This window comes from Zavarzinella sp., assembly GCA_041399155.1.
In the GTDB taxonomy this organism is placed as follows: Bacteria; Planctomycetota; Planctomycetia; order Gemmatales; family Gemmataceae; genus JAWKTI01.
In genome coordinates this window covers 632,166-654,794 of record JAWKTI010000002.1, presented here as the reverse complement: position 1 = coordinate 654,794, position 22,629 = coordinate 632,166, and the positions used below count along the sequence as shown (strand labels likewise).

At 49.8% G+C, this 22,629-nt stretch carries 15 protein-coding genes; 5 read left to right on the top strand and 10 right to left on the bottom strand.

Going from position 1 to position 22,629, the window contains the following annotated elements:
• Positions 1-12: 12 nt before the first annotated feature.
• Positions 13-204, bottom strand: coding sequence for a hypothetical protein (locus R3B84_12695; protein ID MEZ6141422.1), 192 nt, complete (start codon positions 202-204; stop codon positions 13-15).
• A gap of 8 nt (positions 205-212) precedes the next feature.
• On the bottom strand, positions 213-365 hold the full coding sequence (locus tag R3B84_12690; GenBank protein MEZ6141421.1) for a hypothetical protein: 153 nt from the start codon (positions 363-365) through the stop codon (positions 213-215).
• A gap of 333 nt (positions 366-698) precedes the next feature.
• Here R3B84_12690 and R3B84_12685 point away from each other — a divergent pair, with 333 nt between their 5' ends.
• Entirely contained in the window at positions 699-2,744 is a 2,046-nt protein-coding gene (locus R3B84_12685; GenBank protein MEZ6141420.1) for a bifunctional serine/threonine-protein kinase/formylglycine-generating enzyme family protein, read from the top strand.
• A gap of 127 nt (positions 2,745-2,871) precedes the next feature.
• Here R3B84_12685 and R3B84_12680 read toward each other — a convergent pair whose 3' ends face one another.
• From R3B84_12680 to R3B84_12655, 6 genes are all read right to left on the bottom strand, one after another.
• Positions 2,872-5,157, bottom strand: coding sequence for an AAA family ATPase (locus tag R3B84_12680; protein MEZ6141419.1), 2,286 nt, complete (start codon positions 5,155-5,157; stop codon positions 2,872-2,874).
• 16 nt (positions 5,158-5,173) lie between these two features.
• A complete protein-coding gene (locus R3B84_12675) occupies positions 5,174-8,503 on the bottom strand; it encodes an AAA family ATPase (GenBank protein ID MEZ6141418.1) in 3,330 nt (1,109 codons plus the stop codon).
• Positions 8,500-9,375, bottom strand: coding sequence for a hypothetical protein (locus tag R3B84_12670; GenBank protein MEZ6141417.1), 876 nt, complete (start codon positions 9,373-9,375; stop codon positions 8,500-8,502). Before R3B84_12670 ends, R3B84_12675 begins: the two co-directional genes overlap by 4 nt.
• Positions 9,372-11,843 (bottom strand): AAA family ATPase, encoded by a 2,472-nt coding sequence (locus R3B84_12665; GenBank protein ID MEZ6141416.1) that lies wholly within the window; start codon positions 11,841-11,843, stop codon positions 9,372-9,374. The genes R3B84_12670 and R3B84_12665 overlap by 4 nt, the downstream gene beginning before the upstream one ends.
• An 87-nt stretch (positions 11,844-11,930) precedes the next feature.
• A complete protein-coding gene (locus tag R3B84_12660) occupies positions 11,931-12,809 on the bottom strand; it encodes a metallophosphoesterase (protein MEZ6141415.1) in 879 nt (292 codons plus the stop codon).
• 124 nt (positions 12,810-12,933) lie between these two features.
• Positions 12,934-14,511: a sulfatase gene (locus R3B84_12655; GenBank protein MEZ6141414.1), complete on the bottom strand. Its 1,578-nt coding sequence runs from the start codon at positions 14,509-14,511 to the stop codon at positions 12,934-12,936.
• 177 nt (positions 14,512-14,688) lie between these two features.
• Between R3B84_12655 and R3B84_12650 the strand changes: the two genes are divergently transcribed.
• From R3B84_12650 to R3B84_12635, 4 genes are read left to right on the top strand one after another with little or no spacing between them, the layout of a single operon-like run.
• The gene (locus R3B84_12650; GenBank protein ID MEZ6141413.1) at positions 14,689-17,064 is read left to right on the top strand and encodes a DUF255 domain-containing protein; all 2,376 of its coding nucleotides are present in this window, start codon (positions 14,689-14,691) and stop codon (positions 17,062-17,064) included.
• Positions 17,065-17,074: 10 nt separating this feature from the next.
• Positions 17,075-19,213 (top strand): hypothetical protein, encoded by a 2,139-nt coding sequence (locus R3B84_12645; protein ID MEZ6141412.1) that lies wholly within the window; start codon positions 17,075-17,077, stop codon positions 19,211-19,213.
• Positions 19,200-19,730, top strand: a complete 531-nt coding sequence (locus R3B84_12640; GenBank protein MEZ6141411.1) for a shikimate kinase — start codon at positions 19,200-19,202, stop codon at positions 19,728-19,730. Before R3B84_12645 ends, R3B84_12640 begins: the two co-directional genes overlap by 14 nt.
• Before the next feature lie 32 nt (positions 19,731-19,762).
• The gene (locus R3B84_12635; GenBank protein MEZ6141410.1) at positions 19,763-20,863 is read left to right on the top strand and encodes a DUF6268 family outer membrane beta-barrel protein; all 1,101 of its coding nucleotides are present in this window, start codon (positions 19,763-19,765) and stop codon (positions 20,861-20,863) included.
• Between the two features lie 35 nt (positions 20,864-20,898).
• On the opposite strand, the gene R3B84_12630 is transcribed toward R3B84_12635, so the two are convergent.
• Positions 20,899-21,558, bottom strand: coding sequence for a hypothetical protein (locus R3B84_12630; GenBank protein ID MEZ6141409.1), 660 nt, complete (start codon positions 21,556-21,558; stop codon positions 20,899-20,901).
• Positions 21,559-21,579: 21 nt separating this feature from the next.
• Positions 21,580-22,488, bottom strand: a complete 909-nt coding sequence (gene ftsY, locus R3B84_12625; protein MEZ6141408.1) for a signal recognition particle-docking protein FtsY — start codon at positions 22,486-22,488, stop codon at positions 21,580-21,582.
• Between the last annotated feature and the right edge of the window lie 141 nt (positions 22,489-22,629).

The window sequence follows — 22,629 nt, the reverse complement described above, 5'->3', positions numbered from 1 at the left end:
GTAATTCATTGATCAGGTTGAAATTGTAATCTTGAGTTTTCGCTTCTTTTTGCCATTTTTATCTTCTTCTACCGTCCTCTCAATGGTAATTTTCAGCTTTCGGAGTTCTGCATCATTAATATTAAACGGAACTTCACGACCACGCTTAATATATGTGATTTCATCAAATTCATTGAGATTGACTGTCTTGGTACCATTATCCACTTGAACAGTCAGTGTGTTGTTGTTGATTTTGGTACCTTACCTGCGAATCGCTCAACAACTGGCACCTTGGGCTGAGCTTGTACAGCGGATTCCCCTGCAAATAAGCATGCAAATGCGAAAATAACAATCATCGAACGAGACAACAATAAAATACCTTTCATCTGATAACTCCATTGAAAGAATTGAGCGGAATCATTGCATTATTCGGAGAGTGCAAACTGATTCACACCTACTTAAACGAAACTATCTTACGCGAAATTTATTTCTTTTTCTTCAATAAAAACTGACATTCAGATGGGCTGGATACTGTAGAATTGAAGCGAACAGCACATGCAGATTGTGGATTCATTGCTAGATTGCTGCCAGAGATGAGAAAAATTCCATGCAGACAACCACCTGTCCCGAAGATGAGGTTCTTCGGCAGTACTCTTGCGGATTGGTGCACGATGCCGAGATAGTGTTCATCGAAGGTCATTTGGATACTTGCCTCCAGTGTGCAGAAGTTACACAGTTTCAACGGGCAACAAGATCACCTGCTTCAACAACTCCTGCTTCCGCTACCAACCGATTTTCAGACAGTTTCTGGCGTGCGTCAACAGATGTTCCCGCTTCTCGCTACGTGGCAGAATGTCCCAAAGCCGGAATTTGAGTTACCACGCGGAACCCGTATTCGCGATTATGAAATTCAGGAAAAGATCGGCTCAGGCGGGATGGGAGTCGTGTATCGTGCGATCCACCTGCGTCTTGCCAATCACTGTGCCGTAAAAGTAATTGCCCCCAGTCAGATGCATCACCCGGAATGCGCCATCAGATTTCTAAGGGAGATGCAAGCCGCAGGGAAATGTCGCCACATCAATTTAATCACTGCTTATGATGCAGGTGAATGTGATGGCATGTATTATCTGGCGATGGAACTGATTGTAGGCAGCACATTGAAAGACATGGTGCAGAAACACGGTCCATTTGCTGCAGGCAAAGTATTAGAAATCGCTCGTCAGATTGCCAGTGGCCTGCATGATGCACATGAAGCGGGTTTGGTGCATCGTGATATTAAGCCATCCAATGTCATGCTCACTTCCAGTGGGGTGGTAAAGATACTTGATTTAGGGCTGGCAACGATTCATGGCATACCAGACCCAACTAATGACCACACTGCTACGGAAGCGCCTTGTACAACATCGGAAGATTCAATTACGCGGGTGAATCAGCAATTGGGAACCCAATCATACATGGCACCGGAACAGTGCGATAATCCCCATGCGGTGGATGCGCGTGCCGATCTGTTCAGTTTGGGTTGTACCTGCTGGTATCTGTTAACGGGCAAAGTATATCCAAGAAATACCGCATTTAATTTCGATCATCACTGTCGCACTTACTCTATTCCTGAACAAGTACGTGGTCTACTGGTAAGTTTGCTTGCCAACAGTCCAGAAGATCGTTTTTCAGATGCCAGTCAGGTGATCAAAGCGATTGATCGAATTGGGAATAGAAAACCAAATAGGATGCGAATGACCTCACTTTGGGTGGGTGGTTTTGTCGCATTAATGATCATCTGGCTGGCTTCAGAAGCTGTATTTCGCAAATTGAGGCCAATTCAGGAACCTGTTGTCTCAGTAAACCAGGATCCAGAAATTATTCCTATCGAACGTGGGCCGATGCCTTCGATTTACCACCCTGCACCCGGAGCAGGTGTGCTGCCGATGACTCGTGATGAAGCGAAGCAATTGCAAACAAAGTGGGCAGAATACGTTCAGATTCAACCGACTATGACAAACAGATTCGGTATTGAGATGGTGATCATCCCACCTGGACGCTATCTGATTGGACCAGAAACGATGTCGGAAGTGGTTATTTCAAAACCATACTTGATTGGTACACGTGAGATTACACGCAGACAATTTCAACAGTTCATTCAGGCGGAAAAACGAACAACATACATGGAAAATATCAATAAAGGCGTGTGGTATCGAACAGAAACTTCCGGAAACAGCACAATTGAGAAGCAGGTAGTTGTGCCTGGGATTCACTGTGATAATCCAGGCTACACTCCTGCCAGTCTGGATGATCCAGTTGTCCACATAACTCATTCGGAAGCGTTGTTGTTTTGCAATTGGCTTTCGAAAGTGGAACAACGAACCTATCGCCTGCCCACCGAAGCGGAGTGGGAATGGGCTGCACGGGCGGGTGTGGCGTCCAGGTTTCCGCCAGAAGTCCAAAGTCATCCGGAGCGATGGCTGAATATTGCCTGGCTGACGAAAAATTCAAACATGCACCCCCACCCTACTGGGCAATTGCAACCAAATGCGTGGGGCTTATTCGATTGCCTGGGAAATGTTGCAGAATGGTGTGCCGATTATTTCGGCGAATATCCGCCTGGTGTGCATGTTGATCCTGCAGGTACGGCAAATCGGCAAGCAAAACTGCGAGTTTATCGTGGGGGGTGTTACCACTCTCAGTTCACTACATACAACGATCGTCGGGCATTCATAAACTACATGGGTCGTTCTGATGTCGGATTTCGTATAGTCTGCGAACCGTAAGATGCTTGTGGAGGATTATTTTCAATTCTCTCGACAACAATTGCAACCGTTCGAATTCTTTCTTCAATACAACGTCGAATTATGATTGACATCCAATTCGGTCGCCGATTTCAATTAATCGTCTGCACTATTGAAATACAATCCGGTTGTTCAGCAGCAATGCCTCAACAGTTCGCTGGGAAACATGTTCGTGATCCAGGAGCCATTGTGCCAATGGCGAAATGACTTCCCTTTCAATTGCCCGTTGCAGGGGGCGGGCACCATAGCGGATATCAAACCCATTTTTTGCCAGCATCGCTACAACATCTGGGTGCCAATTAATCTTCAACCCCCGCTGGGCAATTCCTTCCCGCTTTTCGACAAATCCAAGTTCCCTCTGGGTAATTTTCACAATACTTTCGGGCTGTAATGGCTGAAAACTGATCACGGAATCAAGACGATTGTAAAACTCTGGTCGAAAATAGCGCATGACCTGATCGCGAAAGTGCGATTCCGGCAAACCGTCTACATCGGCAAAACCAAAACCGCGGGACTGGTCTGCGCCAATGTTGGAAGTCATGATAATCAGTGAACTACGAAATTCAGTCACCCGTCCAAAGCGGTCGGTTAACCGGCCTTCATCAAAGAGACTCAGCAGAATATCAAAAATGTCTGAAGACGCTTTTTCAATTTCATCCAGCAGTACCACCATAAATGGCTGCTGGCGAATTTGCCGGATCAGTGTTCCTGGTTCACCATATGGGGAGCCAAGCAGGCGGGTAGCAGCATCATAACCACCAAATTCACTCATATCCAGTCGGATCAGGCGGGATTGTTTGCGGTCGGCAGGCTGATCGGTCCTTGCCCCAAACAGATATTGCGAAATCGATTCTGCCAGTGCTGTTTTGCCCACACCCGTGGGACCAACAAACAGTAGTACCCCCAGTGGTCTTTGGGGGTCATTGAGACCAGCTTTGAAGGTGGTGATCACTTTGGCTGCTTCCCGCACTGCCTGGGGCTGTGCCAGTACCCGCGATTCAAAATAATCCACCACCGATTGTTCCTTTAACGTGAGGTCTTCCCGCAGAAAAATCTCTGGCAATCCTGTGCGTTGTTGAAAACGCTCCACCACGTTGGCCACATTGATGTTGGTGCGAGATTGCTGAATAGTGGTGTCGATCAGTTCGCGGGCAAAGCGGGTTGCGGCACCCGGAAGAACGTGGTAAGGCATGAATCGCTGGTGCAGTTGGACTATCCGCCTGCTGACACCAGAATCCAGTTCAAAATGGTTGCTGGTTTGGGCGGTGGTGAACTGCTGATCCAGCACTCGTTCTGCAGTGGCAGCCTGAAATGGTGCCAGATTGACGATTTGCATCATGTCGGCAAACCCCGGCAGCAGCCGACGACAGGCATCCAGTTCGGTGGGGCTGGCCTCCCCGATTAAACGTAGTTCACCACGTGCCATATATGGCATCAGAAAAGCTGCAACGCTGTCGGTGGGCCCGGTACCACCAGTGCGGACCAGTTCCAGCAACTTTTCCACACACAGCACACCTTGGATTTCACTCAATTCAGCGATTAATTGTTCGACGCGGGCTTCCCACTGCCCCAGATAACGCATCCCGGAAATAATCCGGCCTGCGGAAGTCTGCCAGAATCGGTGGCCCGATTTTGCCATTCCCTGAGCTTTCGCTTCGCTGGCGAAAAAGTTTTCGCAGACTTGAACTGCCTGAGCAATCAAGGCGGTCTTGCCCACACCCGATTCTCCCACTAACAGAATGCTGGCTTTTTCCTTTAATATCTTGTTGGTAAGGGACTTTAATTCTAAGTCGCGTTCCCACGCGCGTGCCAGCATGCGACGGCGGGATTTTTCACCCAGTGGGTCGGCAATTGCATCCAGTGTGGGGTGTTGTGGGGCCAGGAAGTGCCGCATATCGAGTTCTTTGTACCGCACCTGAACCTGGTCGATTTCATATTTTTGTGGCAACAGAAATTTCTGCAGGTCGGCAGGTGGCAAGCCTGCCAGTTTTTGCATGCTGTAGCGAATTGCTAACTTCTTGATTTCTCCAGGTTTATGGAATGTAAACGAGGTTTGCAGCAAGGGCAGAATGCCAATCTGCTGACCAGATTCATCTTTGCCGGTGACGCACAAAATGTGGATTGGCAGCGCCGCAAGACATGGATAAACCCGCCTGTGGTCACGAAATTCAGGCCGAACCTCAATTTTAAAGCGTTGCAACTCTGGGTTGTGGAAGTTTGGCAACGCCATCCAAGGATAATGTGATTGTCGCCAGCCGAGATACTTTTCCAGATCCTTGCGGGCTTCACGATAAGTGGCACCGTACCCAGCCAGCGGATTTTCTTCCAATGACAGTGCGGTAAACTGTCCGGCAGAATCTTCGATCATCAGTACGTGGTGCTTGCGGGATGGCATGATCGGTGCTCGTGGGTTATTGCAGATTCTCTGGTGGTGGTTCGGCAGGCAACGTGGGGACTATATTTGTCATTCGCTCAATGTTAATGAGTAGAAAATCGGCTAGGCTGGGCGAATCCAGTTTGGTCGAAAGTACCATTCCGGTACGGATATCGCAGATCAAGCCAGAATCGGTGTAGGTTCGCACGACTGGTGGCAGTGGTTTGGGGAGTGTCCTTGTGAAAATATTCTCATTTTCTGCATTCCATTCCACCCCACGTGGGAGTAATCTAACCAGAATTGGGAAAATATTCTTCGATCGATCACTCCAGATGTGGATCCCTTCTTCCAGTGCGGCAGTTTTGGTGGCGTGAAAGCCACGAATTTGCAGCACCAGTGCGAGCGAATTATTTGATGCAGCGCGAATTTTCACCTCCAGCAATAATTCCTGCAGCGTGGCAGACAGAATATTCGCAAATCGATTCATGTAAACCGAATCGATCCCACGTGGGAAAGGTTGAAGAATCAGAGTACAGGGAACATTTTCCAGATCAGCACCACGAATCCATTCGTACAAGGAAAGTCGCCGCACCAGTTCCTGATATTGAAGGGTGTTTCCGTGCGGTTTCTCTTTTTCCTGTTGGATTTCTTCGATGGCACGTTGCATATCTTCGGCAGCAAAATAGGCACTCATCGGTTGACTGAGTCGGATCGCAAAATCACGAGAAATCCTTTTGCCAGTTGGGGTTTTGATCGTCATCGATGAAATTTCTACACGGTCCAGGATTTCATCGTGATCTGTCAATTCACCAAACCGCCCTTCCACATCATCAATCAGTTCTTTCAGCAGCAAATACTTTTCGATTTCCGGTGCCACATCCGTAGCGGAAATTGCCCCACGTGGGCGGAGACTTTGCAGGTACAAATCCGCCTGTTCCAGCAAATTGTCGAGGTGATTCTCCCAAGTGGCCTGTTTCCAGGTACTGTGGTCTCCCACCATCGGCAGTGGGGCAACGGGAAGGATGGGCAGGATGTTCACATCTAATTCGGCGGTATTGTCCACCCGCTGATCAACAGCCACAAGACAGACATGTTCAAGTGGCTGTGCAGCAAGCTGGGTTGCAGCAGGCTGAGTAAGCAGTTTTTCGACCGCACGTTTCATCGCCCGGGCACCAAGAACTGGGTCGAAGCCTTTTTCAATCACCACATTCAGGGCATTTTCAGAAACATCCATCACACACTGACGCTGCTGTAACCCCGGACGGGCGAAGACGTTAAGCATTAATTTGCGGGCAATTTCTGCCAGACTGGACCGACTGAGACGCTCGAACGGGATAATTCGGTCGAGGCGATTGAAAAATTCCGGACGGAAGAACCGTTCTGCGGAACGTAAATAGGTGCCACGTGCCTGTTCGCGGGTGCGTGTGAATCCCACCTGGGCTTCCGCTTCGGTAACACCCAGATTTGAGGTCAGAATGATGATGCAGTTCGTGAAATCTGCGGTGCGGCCCAACGAATCGGTCAGACGGCCTTCACCAAGTACCTGCAGCAGCAGATCAAACACCTCAGGATGGGCTTTTTCGATTTCATCCAGCAGCACCACTGCAAAGGGTTGTCGGCGGATTGCTGCTGTTAACAATCCTTCTGGTGAATCCACGGTGCCCACCAGTTTGGCGGCTGCACCCTCATGAACATATTCGTTCATGTCGAAACGAAGCATTTTTTTTTCGTCTTCAAAGAGATAGCGGGTCAGCGCTTTGGCGGTTTCCGTTTTCCCCACGCCAGTGGGGCCAAGAAACAACATCGATGCCAGAGGGCGATCCGGGTCGTTCAGCCGGGCTTTCACTATCCCCAACGTGTCTACCAGTGCCAGCAGGGCTTCATCCTGTTGAATAATCTGGCTTTTCAGTGCTTCCCAGATCGCCTGACGTGGCAATTTGGTGGTGGTATCGAACAATTTCAGCGACAAGCCCGACTGTTGCTGAAAATCGTCCAGAACCTGTTCGCGACCGATCACCACCCGACCAGTTGGGGCTTTATCCTGATTGGTTGTACTTGTATGCGACGATTCTGCTCGCACAGCCAGACGATTGATGACACGGGCCACCTTTCCAGGGAAGCTGGCGGTGCGTTCATAGCGTTTCTGGATATCAATAATCGTTGGCAGGACATCCAGATCGAAGGTACAGGAAAACTTGCCTTCCATGTGGCGCTGCAGACTTAACAGAATCCGCCAGTTCTGTTCATCCGTGGGTTCCGCTACTGGTAATATTTGAAAAAGATCAGCAAAAGAACGATCCATTTCGCGTAAAACACGCAGTTGCTCTGGCGTAATCTCAGCCAGCACGCGGATTTCCTGGCGTTCCATCGCTGGTTTCAGCAATTGGGCCACATTCAACGTGGAATTGCTGGTACGGCCTGCCAGAAACAGCCCTACCAGATCGTCGAAATACAAGATTAATTGCCGCTTCTGAGCCACCTTCATAATCGCGTGCAGGCGAGATTCCCACTGACCAAGATAGGACATTCCGGAAATCAATCGCTGTGGCGAAATATGCCACAGATTGCCCTGTCTTGTTCGCCGTTGCAGACCCTTGTTTCGCTGAAAAACTGCCTCATGAATCAAGGTGGTTTTCCCCACCATCCGTGGGCCGACCAGCAACACCGGAGAAAAAGGCCTGGCCTGCAGGCGACCGACCAGCTCCTCCACCAGGCTATCCTGCTGCACCGCACGCAGTAATTCATCCGGGTATAAATCTTCCAGGCAATGCCCCACCCGTTGTAATTCCTCATTCCCATCAACGGGCGCTTCATCACCCAGCATAAACATGTTGCTGGTTTTTTCTTTGGGGATTGTCTGGCGGATGTTGGCATTAATTTCCAGAATATGCACCCACGCTTTGCCGATGATGGCCGTCTGGGTTACTTCCTGGTTAGAAAAATCCTCATCTTCCCGTGCCACCGATTGCCAATATTTCTGCATCGCCTCCGTCACCACATTTTCCAGTGTCTGCTGGCGAGGGATTTCGTACCAACGTTCCTGAAAATTAGGTGAGAAAACCAGTTTACGTCCCAGATGCTCAAAACTGACAAAAAACTGCTGATAATCGACTGTACCTGTGCGAAGTACCAGCTTCATTTTTACGCGATGCTGCTGTATCACAGGTGCAAATGACAGGCGGGCAATATGATCATGGCGGGCTTCTTTACTTTGAGATTCCAGAAAGCGGACAATATCAAGCGACAACCGCTGATACAGTTTATTCAACTGCCCACCAGTGCGTGCAGGTGCTTCCGAAAACAATGGCCGGGCAAGGTAATTCTTGCCATGGATTTCCTGCACAAAAATGGGGATTTGAAAGTTCATTGCAGGACGATTCCCTCCAGTACCTGTTCGGCATGCAGCATCAGAAACTGCTGTTGAGCTTTTTCAAGATGATTGGCGAAGGACAGCCGGGATTCCAGAATGTGGTCGTGTGCCTGGTAAATTTTGAAATCGTAGGTACGGATCGTGCGATCAATCCAGTTTCGCTGGTGCACCACACCCAGTGGGGGGATGGCGCTGACAAGATCTTCCCTTGCGACAGTGACAAACGCCACTTGACTACCACTTTGCTGCAGAAAACGGCAATTGTGCAGCCCAACCTCACCGTAGTAGTGTGGATAAGTGCCCCGACCACCAAATTGCAACATCACCCCCGCTGTGGAGTCGGTGATTTTCGACATCAGCTCCTGTGGATGATACTCCACTCGCTTCACTGGTATATCGAGGTTTGCTGGTTTTTTCCCTTCTAACAGATAATTCTCTACCCAGACCTGTTCCACACCTTCCGATAAACCGCTACCTGTTTTGAGCATTTGCAGAAAAGCATCAATTGGATTAGTCACCAGTTCTAGTAACGCACTGTTGTGAACCTGAACGCCGGCGGGACAACCCAGCAGATACGCCTCTGTCAAGGTTTGCAGCCAGAGTTGGTCTCTGCTGAAGATCATCAGTGTTGCGGTATCAATATTCCCTGGCTGGGAATATTCGTACAATTCAAACAGTAATTCACGCCAGCGTTGTTCAATCTGCGGGACTTCCTTATCCAGTTCGAATTCCAACTGTTTATCTACATGAATGTGCAGGCGAAGATCGTCTTCCAATGCGGTAGTATCTTTCCAGAACAGCTCAATCCGTTGAATTGTGGCACGTAATTTGCCCAAACGGCTAAATGCTTCTGTTTCCTGTTGTGTCAATGAATAGGCTGCTTTCTGTAGTTTTTCTGGATGTGGGTTTCAATTCGTTCCAGTTGAAACTGCTCGTTATGCAGATCCTGACAAGCGGTGCCTTTCTGCAATTGCTGCAAACGCTGACGTAACGACACCATTCTTCGCAGGAAAGACTTCCGGTTCTGCAACACCGCATCATTCACCTGATGAGCGTGATTAATCGAGACCTTGGTTGTAATTCCCGTATCGCCGTATTGGATTTCTGCCTTCAGTGGGACATGGGGCAAGTGCATATTCAACTGATGAGCAATTGGGGCCAGCATTTCCCGTTCCATACTGCGTTTCAACGGACGGGCACCATAGCGGGCATCGAACCCCTGTTCCGATATCCGGTTCAGCACTTCGTCTGAGTATGACAGTTCCACCTGCCGAAACTGTAAACCATCCCTTTCCCGCACTTTCTGCCATTCGCGGCGGGCAATATTGCGAATCATTTCGGGTGATAAAGTTCCAAATGGCACTACGCGATCAATTCGATTCATCAATTCCGGACGTAGAAAGCGTTCTAAAGCCCTTGTAAAATGTTCATGGGCGTGGGTGGCACGGTCGCCCGCAGGTCGGAAACCTGCCGCGCCCGCCTGAAAAGATTCTGCACCCAGGTTGGAGGTCAGAATCAGCACACAGTTGCGGAAATCGGCCAGACGTCCACCAGCATCAGTCAGGCGGGCTTCGCCAAACATCTGCAGGAAAAAGTCAAAGCACGATTCGTGGGCCTTTTCAAATTCATCGAACAGAATCACACTGAATGGCTGCTCGCGCACTTTCGCCGTCAGTAAGCCTTCCACACCATACGCTGTACCCACCAGCCGACGAGCAGAGATGACGTCCGAATATTCCGACATATCGAAACGCGTCAGACGATCACGGGAGCCGTAGAGAAATTCCGCAAGTGCTTTCGCCATTTCGGTTTTCCCCACACCGGTGGGGCCGATGAAGATCAGGGAGGCGATTGGCCGTTCTGGTCGCATCAAATCGGTTTTCACGGTGGTAATCAAATCGGCCACAATGTCGACAGCTTCCTGCTGACCAATTACCCGCTCGCAGAACCACTGCTTCATCCGAGGGACATCCAGACGCTGTTCCGGATCGAGCAGCACTGCTGGTAGACCGGTTTCGCGGGCAAATTGCTGCAGCACTTCCTGTTCGTCGATAGGGGTAATTTTGTCGCCGATGTTTAACCGCAACAAGAATTGCAGTGGGCGACCAGGCGACGCAGAATAGGTGGCATAGCGACGATGAAGACGCTCTAATCTTTCCAGTGCAGGTGGGGCTATTGCCCGTTTCACCTGGGGATGTTTTGCTGCCACCGCACTGAGGATTGACATGGACCGTTTGTTGTCGGGCTCTTCCAGACGAACGGCAATAAATGCCTCCATTAACTGAGGGTCTTCACGTTCAATCATCGGCACTTGTTCCGGCGTGCATTCTGCGACGCACAGAATTTCCCCACGAGCGATGGCAGGCCGCAGAAAGGTAGCAATCCCCAGTTGGTTATGTTCGCTTTTGCCCACATCAATCAGTTCTGCCAGGTTGCCCAGGTGGATGATCGATTTTTCCTGTGCCAGTTCCCGGATCAGCTTGGTGCACCGATCCTGCCACATGCCAAAACCTGTCTGACCAGCCACGATTCGTGAGCCACTGGTGGAGTAAAACTGGAATTCATCTAACTGATATTCTTTTGATTGTTTGACCAATTGGCGAAACAGTGCGGTTTTCCCCACGCCACTGGGGCCAATCAGCAGAACCCCCTGGGGGGCTTTCTGCCGAAACAGATCCTCCAGAATCTTCAGGTAGTTTTCCTGTTCGTAACTGGAATCGAGCAATTTGGGCGTTAATTCCGTGGCCACCTGCTTCAAAGTGGTTTTCTTTTCTACCTGATTTTCTTTCGCAAACTCTTGCTGTGCAATGGATTTCAGATCAGGCAGTAGAAATTCAAGCTTACGTTTGAATGTTCGGTATTTGTTGCTGATCTGGATCTGGGACAAATTGCGCAAGTTGGCACTGTGCTGCAAACGCTGTAACTGATTCTGGATTTCCTTCTGAATCACCTGTTTCCACTTTCCATCCTTCGTGGTGGATAATTCCAGTTCAAGTGCAGGCACCCGCACAAATATCAGCTCATCGTTATATTCCCAGGTAGTTATAGAAAATCGGAGGTCAACTGGTTCCTGCCAGCTATCGTCCCGTTTGGGTGGTTGCTGACGCACCTTAACATAGTAACTGTGGGTCGATTTTGGCAGCATCAGGGTGCGTAACTCCCCACGTGGGAGATCGCGGACATACGATCTGACCATCTTTTCAATGGAGGCAATCCCAGCACGCGACGTGGCAGTAATACGCGTAAATGACGGCACCATCAGGGCTTCCGTTAGATACATTCCATTATTCAGGTGTTGCTGCAAAATCGTTAATGGCAGATGAAAGTTCGTTGCCATGGATAGGATCACCAGAAATATTGGAACGGAGGCGCAAGTCGGTTAGGTAATTTATACGCCACAGAAGAATTACGGACAGAATGAAAGTCAGGCGGGATTTTTGGTTCTCAGCACGATGGAAGTGATTTCTGGCCGCACGCGGTAACGGAATTGCCAGCCAAACCCAATCCCACGATTCACGTAAACGGGCACATCATTGTGGTAGCACAATCCAGCTGCAAGGTGCCTGGAGCGTTTGCCGATAAAAATCCGCCCCCATTTTTCCAGCAGAACCTGCCCACCGTGGGTGTGGCCACTGAACATCACATCGCACCGATGGCTTGACAGTTGTTCTACCGTTAGAGGATTGTGGGCCAGCAGTAGCCGAGGGACTTCTGGTCCGATTCCCCCCAACGCCAGGTCGACATCGCACTCCTGTGACCAGAGATCGTCCAGACCAGCAATTGCCAGTCCATTTCCTGGTTCGCCAAGCCAGGCGACCTCATTTCTTAAGACGGTTAGCCCCACATCCACCAGGGCATCATGAATAATCTGCGGTCGATCGGGATCGCGACGCTTTCCCGCAGCGGTATGCACGGAAAAATCGTGGTTCCCCAGCACACAGTAAGTACCCATGGGTGCTTTGAAATTTCCAAAAAAATCTCGAATCCACTTCGCCTGGCTACCACAGTGATCGACGTAATCACCTGTTAACACAAGTACTTGCGGCGATTCCTGTTCTACCGCCTGAATTACCGACTTCAGGTGGGCATCGGGTAAATGTTCCCCACAGTGAAAGTCTGATAATTGTACGATTTTTGTACCATCCAACTCGGGTGGCAGGTTGGCAACGGGCATTTCCAACCGGACGGTATCAATCCAGAACGGTTCCACGGTGCGGGCATAATGAAAACGTGCCGACCACTTGCCAAGCAACCGGGCTGTCGCACGCACAATCGATGGTAGTGGTGTTTTGTTTGTTTCCATTGCCACAAGTTTGGAGGTATCAAACCACCATAAGTTGCGAAATTGTACCACAATTCAGAAAAGGTGGTAACAAAAATATCGAATTGCAACCAAGAAAATGAGAATAACCTAATCTTTTGGCCCACTATTGCTTGGCCGGGGTTTTCTTTTGGGTGGATTTTTCTTTTTCGGAGGTGCGTCTTTCCAGTCTTCGGCAGGCACCTTCAACTCTTTTCTCCAGACGTTCCAATTCCGCATGTAGTTCTTTCTGAACTTCCGCATACGCCGGATCTCCATATACACTTTTCATTTCCTGCGGATCTTTCTTGTTGTCAATCAGTTCCCAGTAATTAATTTGCGGTTCGTAAAAATGGAACAGTTTATGCTGGTCGGTGACTACCCCGTAGTGCCTGCGCACCGAGTGGGCACCCGGGAATTCGTAATAGTGATAGTAAAAGCTCTTTCGCCAGTCGGCAGGTGTTTCACCTTTCAGGAGTGGTATCAGGCTTTTTCCCTGCATATCGGCAGGAATTGGTGCCCCCACCGCATCCAGAAAGGTTTCGGGGAAGTCAAGATTGCTGACAATTTTGTTGTTCGTAGAACCAGGTTTGGTCACACCAGGCCACCGCACCAGCAGTGGGGTACGCAGTGATTCTTCATAAATCCAGCGTTTATCGAACCAGCCATGTTCACCAAGATAAAAACCTTGATCGGAAGAGTATACCACCAGGGTATTTTCTGCCAGCCCCTCATCGTCCAGCCACTTGAGCATTCGGCCCACATTCTCATCAACTGCCTTGATGCAAGCCAGATAATCGTGCATATAGCGGTTGTATTTCCAGCGAACCAGTTCTTTCCCTTCCAGTTTCGCTTTTTCAAAGGCTTGGTTACGTGGCTGATAATAGGCATCCCACGCAGCCCGCTGTTCTGTAGTCAGGTTACCTGGGGTATTCAATTTCAAATCGTTCCGATCCATCGTTTTTTCAATGGTCATATCCTGGGTCTTTTCGGCAATTCCACGGCCGGAATAATCATCGAAGAGAGTTTCCGGTTCGGGATATTTGCGGTCGTTATCGTGCCCCAGGTGCCGCAGAGCCGGCTGCCAGTTCCGGTGGGGTGCTTTGTGCTGGCACATCAGCATAAATGGCTTCGATTTATCGCGATTTTTCAACCAGTCTAATGACAGATCAGTAATGATGTCCGTGGTATATCCGGTGTGTTTCACCTGTTTGCCGTTATCATTCATCGGCGGATTGTAATACGCTCCCTGACCCGGCAGGATATGCCAGTAATCGAATCCCGTTGGGTTGCTCATCAGGTGCCATTTGCCCACAATTGCGGTCTGATAGCCCTGTTTCTGAAAGATTTTGGGAAACGTTTGTTGCGAACCATCAAAGGGGGTGCGCTGGTTTGCATGAAAACCATTCAGGTGGCTGTATTTGCCAGTCAGAATTACCGCCCGCGACGGCCCACAGATCGAATTGGTAGTGAGACAGCGATCAAACCGCATTCCTTCCTTTGCCAGTCGATCAATATTCGGCGTGTCCAGTAGCTTTCCCTGGTGGCCGTACGCACTGATTGCCTGGTAGGCATGATCATCACTGAAAATAAACAGAATATTCAGTGGTTTTTTGGCAGGTTCACCAGCAAACAGTGGCCTTCCTGCCGAACAGCCGATAACGCTGGCGAACAGCACCACCCAGCGAAAAACAGATTTCATCATCTTGCTCCAGAGAGGTCTCATCAAAAGTTCATCGCAAACAGTCTACCATCTTTCGTGCGGCAATCAACAATAACCCCCCACGGCGGTCATTTCAAGAAAGTAAGGTCTTGCACTGGGCTTCCACACGCTAGGTAGGCACATTCTCTACAATAGCAACACTGCCAGAGGAATCTCATCATGAATTATTTTGTTCGCCTGCTGGGGCTGCTTGTTATTACGAATACGGTCAGTAGCATGGAACCTGCAAAAAAAGGCCCACCTAACCGACTGGCGAAAGAAAGCAGCCCATACCTGCTGCAGCACGCCTACAATCCCGTGGACTGGTATCCATGGGGACCGGAAGCATTTGCCAAAGCGAAAAAAGAAGGGAAACTGATCTTTTTGTCGATCGGGTATAGTTCCTGCCACTGGTGCCATGTAATGGAAAAAGAGAGCTTTTCCAACAAGGTCATAGCAGACATTCTGAATAAGCATTTTGTATGCATCAAAGTCGACCGAGAAGAACGGCCTGATATCGACGAACTTTACATGACTGCGTTGCAGGTGTTCGGCAGTCGGGGTGGGTGGCCGTTGTCGATGTTTATCACGGATAGTGGCAAGCCGATTGTGGGCGGAACGTACTTTCCACCGGAAGACAAAAAGGTCGATGGGGGTACCATCCGCGGCTTCAAAGGGATACTGGAAGAAATTCAGAAATTGAACATTGAAAAACGAAAAGAATTGCTGGAACAAGCCGATGAGGTGGCCAAACTGACGGTGGAAACACTGACGAATGCCCACCGTGCGAATCCGCTGGTAGAATTAAACCGCGAATTAGCCGCTGAAGGCGCTTTGCTGTTACAGGAAGCGATCGATCCGGAATTTGGTGGGATTGGGAACCCCAATAATGGTTTCCGTGGGACAAAATTTCCGATGCCCCCCACGTTGAGATATCTTTTGCGAGAAGCTTATCGCACCAAAAATGCCGATTTGCAGAAACTGGTCAACAAAACGCTGACAAAAATGGCCCAAGGTGGAATATACGATCAGCTAGGAGGTGGGTTCCATCGCTACAGTACCGACCGCACCTGGACCGTGCCCCACTTTGAAAAAATGTTGTACGACAATGCCCAGTTGATCGAACTGTATTCCGAAGCCTACGAGTACAATCCAAACCAACTTTACAAGCAAGTGGTGCAGGAAACGATTGCTTTTGTGGCACGCGAATTGACCGCACCTCCAGGTGGGTTCTATTCCGCACTGGATGCTGACTCCGAAGGTGAAGAGGGTGAATTCTACATCTGGACACCGGCCCAGATCGAAACGGCATTAAATTCAAAAGATGATGCCCTGTTTATCCGGGCTGTTTACTCCATTACGGGCAATGCCAACTTCGAAAACCGGGCATATGTGCTGCAAACGATTCGCTCCGCAGATGACATTGCCAAAGAGCAAAAACTCACCCTGGACGCTTATCAGTCGAAAGTGACTGACCTGAAAGCAAAGCTCTTTGCGGCACGTGCCAAACGGGAACGGCCGTTTCTGGATACCAAGATCCTGACTGCCTGGAATGGCATGATGATCCGGGCTCTGGTGCAGGCTGGTGTGACCTTCAAGGAACCAACTTATACCGCCATGGCAGCTAAAGCCGCCGATTTTTTATTGCAACACGCCACCACGAAAGATTTTCGGCTGAAACGATCCACCAGTATTGATTCAGAACAGAAAGTCACTTCGCGCTTCAATGCCTATCTGGACGATTATGCCTTGTTTGCGGACGCCCTGTTCGAGCTCCATCAAGTAACCAACGAGGCAAAGTGGCTTGAAGCAAGTGAAGGGATCACGAAATCCGCTTTGAAATGGTTCGGTGAAGAACAACGGGGTGGGTTTTACTACACATCATCCGACCATGAGGAACTGTTTGCACGCACGAAAGATTACAGCGATGGGGTAACTCCCTCTTCAAACGGTGTGCTGGCACAATTACTGTTGAAAATGGGTCGGCAGACCAAGCAAAAGCAATACACGACTGCCGCAGAAGGCACAATTAAGCAGTTTGCGGGGGTACTGAAAATCCGACCTACAGGTGTTCCCACCCTGGCATTGGCTTTGGATGATTATTTGACGCAAGGTGCCGCAGCACCAGAAGTTCCGAAGCAACCGCTGCCCAAAAACAATTCTCCCACCAAATCCTCCGAGGTGGTGGCAGTAGTGGTGACTGTGAAGAAGATCGCCGACTCATTTCAGTATCGTATCAAACTGACGATCCAGCCTGGCTGGTACCTATATGCCAACGACTCTGGTGCGGGCGAAGCGATTGGCAAACCCACTGCGGTCCGGGTGTTGGCAGTCGATGATAAATCAAAGGTTCAGATTAAATACCCCGCAGGGAAACCGTTGAAACCACTTGATCCGAAAGCAGCACTGGTTTATCAGGAAATAGTCGAACTTGAAATAAGTTCTCCAGTGAAACTCAGCGAGGCAAACCTGCGGCTGGAAGTGCAGGCTTGCCAAAGTGGGGATGCGGGCGTTTGTTTATTGCCGGAAACGATCCGAATTTCTGTTCCGGACTGAAGACTCTGCCATGGCAGATCATGCCTCCACTCACCAACGAACCACCGAACTATTACAGGCGATCGCCTCAGCACCCACCAAAAAGGAACGGGCTCGCTGGTTACGGCAATTCCAGGAACATTTAGAGCAGTCCGAGCTGACTTTACCATTTCTGAAAAAATTATCACCAAAAATAGCTGCAGATCGTCGCTTTGTATACGAATTGTTCGGCCAGTGGTCGGTGCCGCTTAATCAGGAGTTGATCGACTTACTCCTCCCCTACCTGCGTGGGAGTGGCCGACGTCGAAAAATGCGCTCCCGCCTGGTCATCCGCTTGATCAATTCCTGTACCAGAGCGGAACAAACGGAAGAAATTGTTTATCGGTACCTGGAATCAATCCCACGCTCACTGTGGGCAATTACCCTGCTGGGATTGGCACCCAAAATCAACATGTCGGTGCATGGCAGCAGAATAATTAAAGAATTATTAAAGCAATACGAAATCCGCTGCCCACGGTGCGACGAAAAATTACAATCCTCTCAGATTTCCGTCCACTTGTGGCAACGGCACCAACTGCTTTATGAAGATGGCAAAATCCTGGACGGCTGGCAGTGGATTCAGGAACAATTGGCCGATTTGACGGAGTCCAGCAAGTCTACTCACCTGGATGCAATTTTTGAAGTCGCCCGCACGCAGGACCCAGTGGGTGGGTGGAACGAAGTCGAACGGCGCTGGCAGGCACTGGCAGAACAACGCCCACCTCTGCCGGTCAATGAAGGCCAATGCCCTAATTGTCGTTTGACTATTGTGCATCCCGAAAACCCACTTCCCATTACGGTGGTGGGCAATGATTACCTCGATTTCAGCTCAGCGTACAAAATTGATCAGCGTGGGGGCATCTTTTCCAGACATTGGCAGGTCACAGTTCGAAATCGTGCTGTTTTCATTGAACCCGCAGATCAGCCACCCAAATGGAATGGTGCTTTATTCCTGTTGGTTTGTCTTGGCACTGTTCTGTTGCTTCTTTTTGCAGCCATTTTACCAACTGATCTGGTGTTAGTGCCCACTTTGATAACCGCTGGGTTATTAATCCTCTGCTTTCTGAGCATGGTCACTGGCACCACAAATGTGAGTAATTCATCAGATATCATCGACCTGGCATGGAAATATCAGGTGGGGAATCTGTTGCAGCGTCGCCTGCTGTTGGCAGATCGGGAATTTCTGGCATCACTGGCCAGATGCAGCCACGATCTTGGGAATCCACGAGCACGAAAACAGCACCTGCTGGAACTGTTGGAAGAATCGGAAACCACCCCACCACTCGAAAGGGAGTGGGTAGAACTGGCACTGTTGTATATTCGAGATCAGGAACTTTCCGGCGGTGACCCACTGCAGGATCTGGCACTGCACCTGGGTTACTGCTTTGCAGGGAAGGTAACCTTCGATCAGGCCCAGCCACTTTGGGATAAAGCACTGTCCTATTACCACTCACCAGCCCTTCGACTGCGACTGCGAATCCTGTTGCTTGCCGAGGCATTTCAGGAAGGGCTCGAACCAGGCGATTTTTTTCAATTGGGTAAGTTGTATCCCACGTTCGGGCAAATAATCGCCAGCACCCATCGGGAAGGGCTTGCCCGCCTATGGCTGTTGTGGCAGCTTCGCCCGAAACGACTATGGCATGCTGTTGCCGCTGCCACTTCGGTGTTCGATCTTGCCCGCTATCAGGCATTATCGCAGTCACTGTTGGAACGCCACCCCGATTTACTTCTCTACGATGCGGTGGGAGTCGATGGCTTTCAAGGTCAGCCGATTTTGCTCTGTGAAACAGGAATCCGTTTTGGGGACGCACTGATTACCCGCATTGATGAAGAGATTTCCTGGCACCGTGTATCTATTTTTCGCAAACAGTACGATGTCAAAATCGGCGATGAGGTACTGACTACCGACAACGACCCGAGTGGCATCGTGGCCCGCCTGCAGGCTTGGCAGCAGTTTTATTTTGAGGAATTTGAGCCTAGGGCACTGCAATCACGTCGATTAAAATCTGCCCGACAAAAAAAGTTATTGGAACAACGGCTGCAGGATTGCCCCACCTGCCGAGCGCAATACTATCACCAGCCAGGAAATACCGGGTGGCTGGTTACTGGGGAGGACCATGAAAATGAATAACATTGCCTTGATTGGCTACCGGGGGTCTGGGAAATCGACTGTTGCAAAATTGCTGGCAGCCAACCTCGGTTGGGATTCGGTTGACACGGATGAAATGGTCGTGGAAACTGCACAGAAATCAATTCGCCAGATCTTCGAAGAGGATGGTGAAGCGACTTTTCGAGAATATGAGAAAGTGTGCCTCGAATACATTCTGGAGCACGAGCAATTAGTGATTGCTACCGGGGGCGGGATCATTATTCAGCCAGAAAACTGTGCCAGATTACGCCAGAATGCGTGGGTTGTCTTTCTGGATCTGCCACCAGTGCAATTGTGGCAGCGAATTCAGGCTGATACCCAGACCACCGAAAACCGGCCCAACCTGGCAGGTGGCGGGCGTGAAGAAATCGAAACAATTCTCGCGCGCAGACGGCCCATTTATGAGTCCCTTGCAAACGATCACTTGCATATCTCAGGCATGACCCCTGAAGAAATCGTCAGCGCGATTATCGCCAACTTGCCGGGTGAAAAGGACTGATTTTCACTGATTGACCGATTTTCTGCGAAGAAATGGCGTTGCATGAAATGCGGAAATCGGGTATCGCCCAGCGAATGGAGAGCTTCCACCGATCTGTCATGCAATCACTCTTTGGATTGTTTTGTGCTGCCTTCCTGATGATCGGAAGTGCTGCTGGTCAGGCACCACCACAGGCCATTGCGTCTGGCCCCGATTCCCCACCTGCAGGCAGAGGCAGGTCACAGGGCAATCCCCTGGAAAGCGCTGGCTTCGATGGGCCAGGAATGGGGAAGCCCGGCTATCGTGCCACGTGGTATCCATCCCAACCGATCACTCAGTCGCCAGCCGAAATGAGCCTCTTCCGGCAGGGAATCTCCGCAGGTTATCCCATCTGGCGGGAAGAAAATGACACTGTTTTACTGATGGCGGGAGTCCGGAATACCCAGTTTTCTACGTCAGCAATCCTGCCAGATTCCCGCAAACCTTTCCCAGATGAATTATGGGCCATCGATACAGGCATCATGTACATTCACAAGTTTGACAATGGCTGGTCAGGTGCCGTTCGAGCCTCGCTCGGTTCGGCCAGCGATAAGCCCTATGACAGCATGGATGAAATTAATCTGAATTTCTTCGGCTTTCTGCAGACTCAGGTGAGTAACGATACCGATTATTGGATTTTTTCGATCTTCTATTCACCCATGGGCAACCTGACTTTTCCGATCCCTGGGATTGCCTATCTCTGGAAACCATCAGAACAGTTCAATATGAGCATTGGGATTCCTTTTTCCATCAAGTGGACCCCCATTGAAGATCTGACCCTGACTTTTTCCTATTTGCCAGTCATTAACATCAATGCCAGAGCCAATTATCGAGTGCGAGATGGCTTTGAACTTTATGGTGGCTTTGAATGGTTGAACGAAGCCTATTTTTTAGCGGATCGATCGGAACGTCGAGATCGATTTCTGGTATTTGAGAAAAGGTTAATTACTGGCATCCGGTGGGATCTCTGTCCCCACGCGGTTCTTGATCTCAACGGTGGTTATGCCTTTGATCGTTACTTTGGACAGGGACAGAACCTGTTTTCAAACATGCGCGACCGCCTCGATATAGGCAGTGGGGCCTTTGTGGGTGCCAACCTGATCGTGAAATGGTGATTTCCAGCACCATCAGCAAGTGACTACTGCTTCCATTAATGAATTAATTGTTCGCATTCCCACATAAGGTTCGTGCGTGCAGGTGCTTCACCCAGCTCCCGCATTATGGCCGTGCGATAAATTTGAGGCGAGGCCAAAAATTGTTGCAGAATTTTCAGCCGACCCTGGGCAAAATCGGCCTCTGGCACCCACGAATACTCCTGCCGAATTGCCGCAGCATAGGTGCGGTAACGGGCTTCTTCCGCACCCAGGATGGCCAGGTCAGCATCCAGCAGCACGGCAACATCCGGATCAATAACTAGCATTGTGGGGGATGCTGTTGCCAGAATCAGTTGGTGCACCTTCATAACCAGTTCATTATCCAAGCCAAAGCGGTGCAACACTTCTGAGGCAAGATTCGCGGACTTTTGTTCATTTTCGTTCGACTTGGGGTCGTACACCGAATCATGAAACCAAATCGCCAGTTGAACGGCGGTCAGATTATTCGCCACGGAAGACAACTTTCCAGCTATTTTTAACATCTCATTAATGTGCTGCAAGTTGTGGTAGTAACGGGTGGGACCTGTGTAAGCCGCAACCAGTTGGTCGAAAACCGGATAACTGTCAGTCCCACGCACCCCAAGACGCTCAAAAAAGCGAAACCAGAGGATTTCCATGATCTGCAGACGTTCCGGTGATATCGTGGAATGATGCATTCTGGAAAAATACCTGGAGTGTTATTGAAACAGGGCATTCACAAAATCGTCAGGGTGGAACAGATCGAGGTCTTCCAGGGCTTCGCCCACACCCACGTACTTTACTGGTAGGCCGACAGCTTCTTTAATGGCAAAAATGGAGCCACCTTTCGCACTGCCATCCAGTTTCGTGAGAATAATTCCTGTACACTGCACCGATTTGCTGAACATCTGGGCCTGAGTGACCGCATTCTGCCCAGTGGTGGCATCCAGAACCATTAAAGTTTCATGAGGAGCCCCACCGATCTGTCGCTGGATCACTTTATGAATTTTTTCTAATTCCCGCATCAGGTGGGTCTGCGTGTGTAGGCGACCTGCGGTATCGACAATCAGAACATCGAAGCCACGTGCTTTGGCTTTTTCGCAGGCATCGTGGGCCACGCTGGCAGGGTCGCTCCCCTGATTGTTTTTCACAATGTCGCAACCAATCCGCTCGCACCAGATGGTCAATTGTTCGACTGCAGCCGCCCGAAAGGTATCGCAGGCTGCAACGACTACTTTTTTGCCATCTTCTTTTAAGCGGTTGGCTAATTTGGCAATGGTGGTGGTCTTACCGGAACCGTTCACACCCACAATCATCACCACCGTCGGCCCAGTAGGTTGAAAATGGATCCCTGGGGATGGATCATTGAGCATTTCCCGCAACTGTGCCTGCACAAAAGCCTGCACGTCATCGGTTACTTCCTTGTCCTGAAAAGCTTGCCGTACCCGCTCGACGATGATTCCTGTAGATTTGACACCCACATCAGCCAGGAAAAGCCGACGTTCCAGTTCATCAAGAAAGGCTTTGTCGACCTTGCCCCGCCCACGAATCAGGTCGATGACGCTGGAAAAGGCATCGCGGGTCTTGCTGAGGCCTTTCTTCAGTCGGGAGAAAAATTTACCAATCATCCGTTACCACCAGGTGCAAAACCAACAGGACACATTCAACTGGTCAATGTATGAATCTCACCCAAACGTGGTACCGTTTTTCAGCATCTATCAACTAGCGATTCGGTCCTCATAACTGTTGAATCTGAGCCCGATGTCGTC

Excerpts from the sequence above, each read along its gene's own strand:
- R3B84_12655 (MEZ6141414.1), bottom strand. The coding sequence starts at position 14,511 with ATGATGAAATCTGTTTTTCGCTGGGTGGTGCTGTTCGCCAGCGTTATC.
- R3B84_12660 (MEZ6141415.1), bottom strand. The coding sequence starts at position 12,809 with ATGGAAACAAACAAAACACCACTACCATCGATTGTGCGTGCGACAGCC.
- R3B84_12650 (MEZ6141413.1), top strand. The coding sequence starts at position 14,689 with ATGAATTATTTTGTTCGCCTGCTGGGGCTGCTTGTTATTACGAATACG.
- ftsY (MEZ6141408.1), bottom strand. The coding sequence starts at position 22,488 with ATGATTGGTAAATTTTTCTCCCGACTGAAGAAAGGCCTCAGCAAGACC.
- R3B84_12665 (MEZ6141416.1), bottom strand. The coding sequence starts at position 11,843 with ATGGCAACGAACTTTCATCTGCCATTAACGATTTTGCAGCAACACCTG.
- R3B84_12640 (MEZ6141411.1), top strand. The coding sequence starts at position 19,200 with ATGAAAATGAATAACATTGCCTTGATTGGCTACCGGGGGTCTGGGAAA.
- R3B84_12680 (MEZ6141419.1), bottom strand. The coding sequence starts at position 5,157 with ATGCCATCCCGCAAGCACCACGTACTGATGATCGAAGATTCTGCCGGA.
- R3B84_12645 (MEZ6141412.1), top strand. The coding sequence starts at position 17,075 with ATGGCAGATCATGCCTCCACTCACCAACGAACCACCGAACTATTACAG.
- R3B84_12630 (MEZ6141409.1), bottom strand. The coding sequence starts at position 21,558 with ATGCATCATTCCACGATATCACCGGAACGTCTGCAGATCATGGAAATC.
- R3B84_12690 (MEZ6141421.1), bottom strand. The coding sequence starts at position 365 with ATGAAAGGTATTTTATTGTTGTCTCGTTCGATGATTGTTATTTTCGCA.
- R3B84_12635 (MEZ6141410.1), top strand. The coding sequence starts at position 19,763 with ATGGCGTTGCATGAAATGCGGAAATCGGGTATCGCCCAGCGAATGGAG.
- R3B84_12675 (MEZ6141418.1), bottom strand. The coding sequence starts at position 8,503 with ATGAACTTTCAAATCCCCATTTTTGTGCAGGAAATCCATGGCAAGAAT.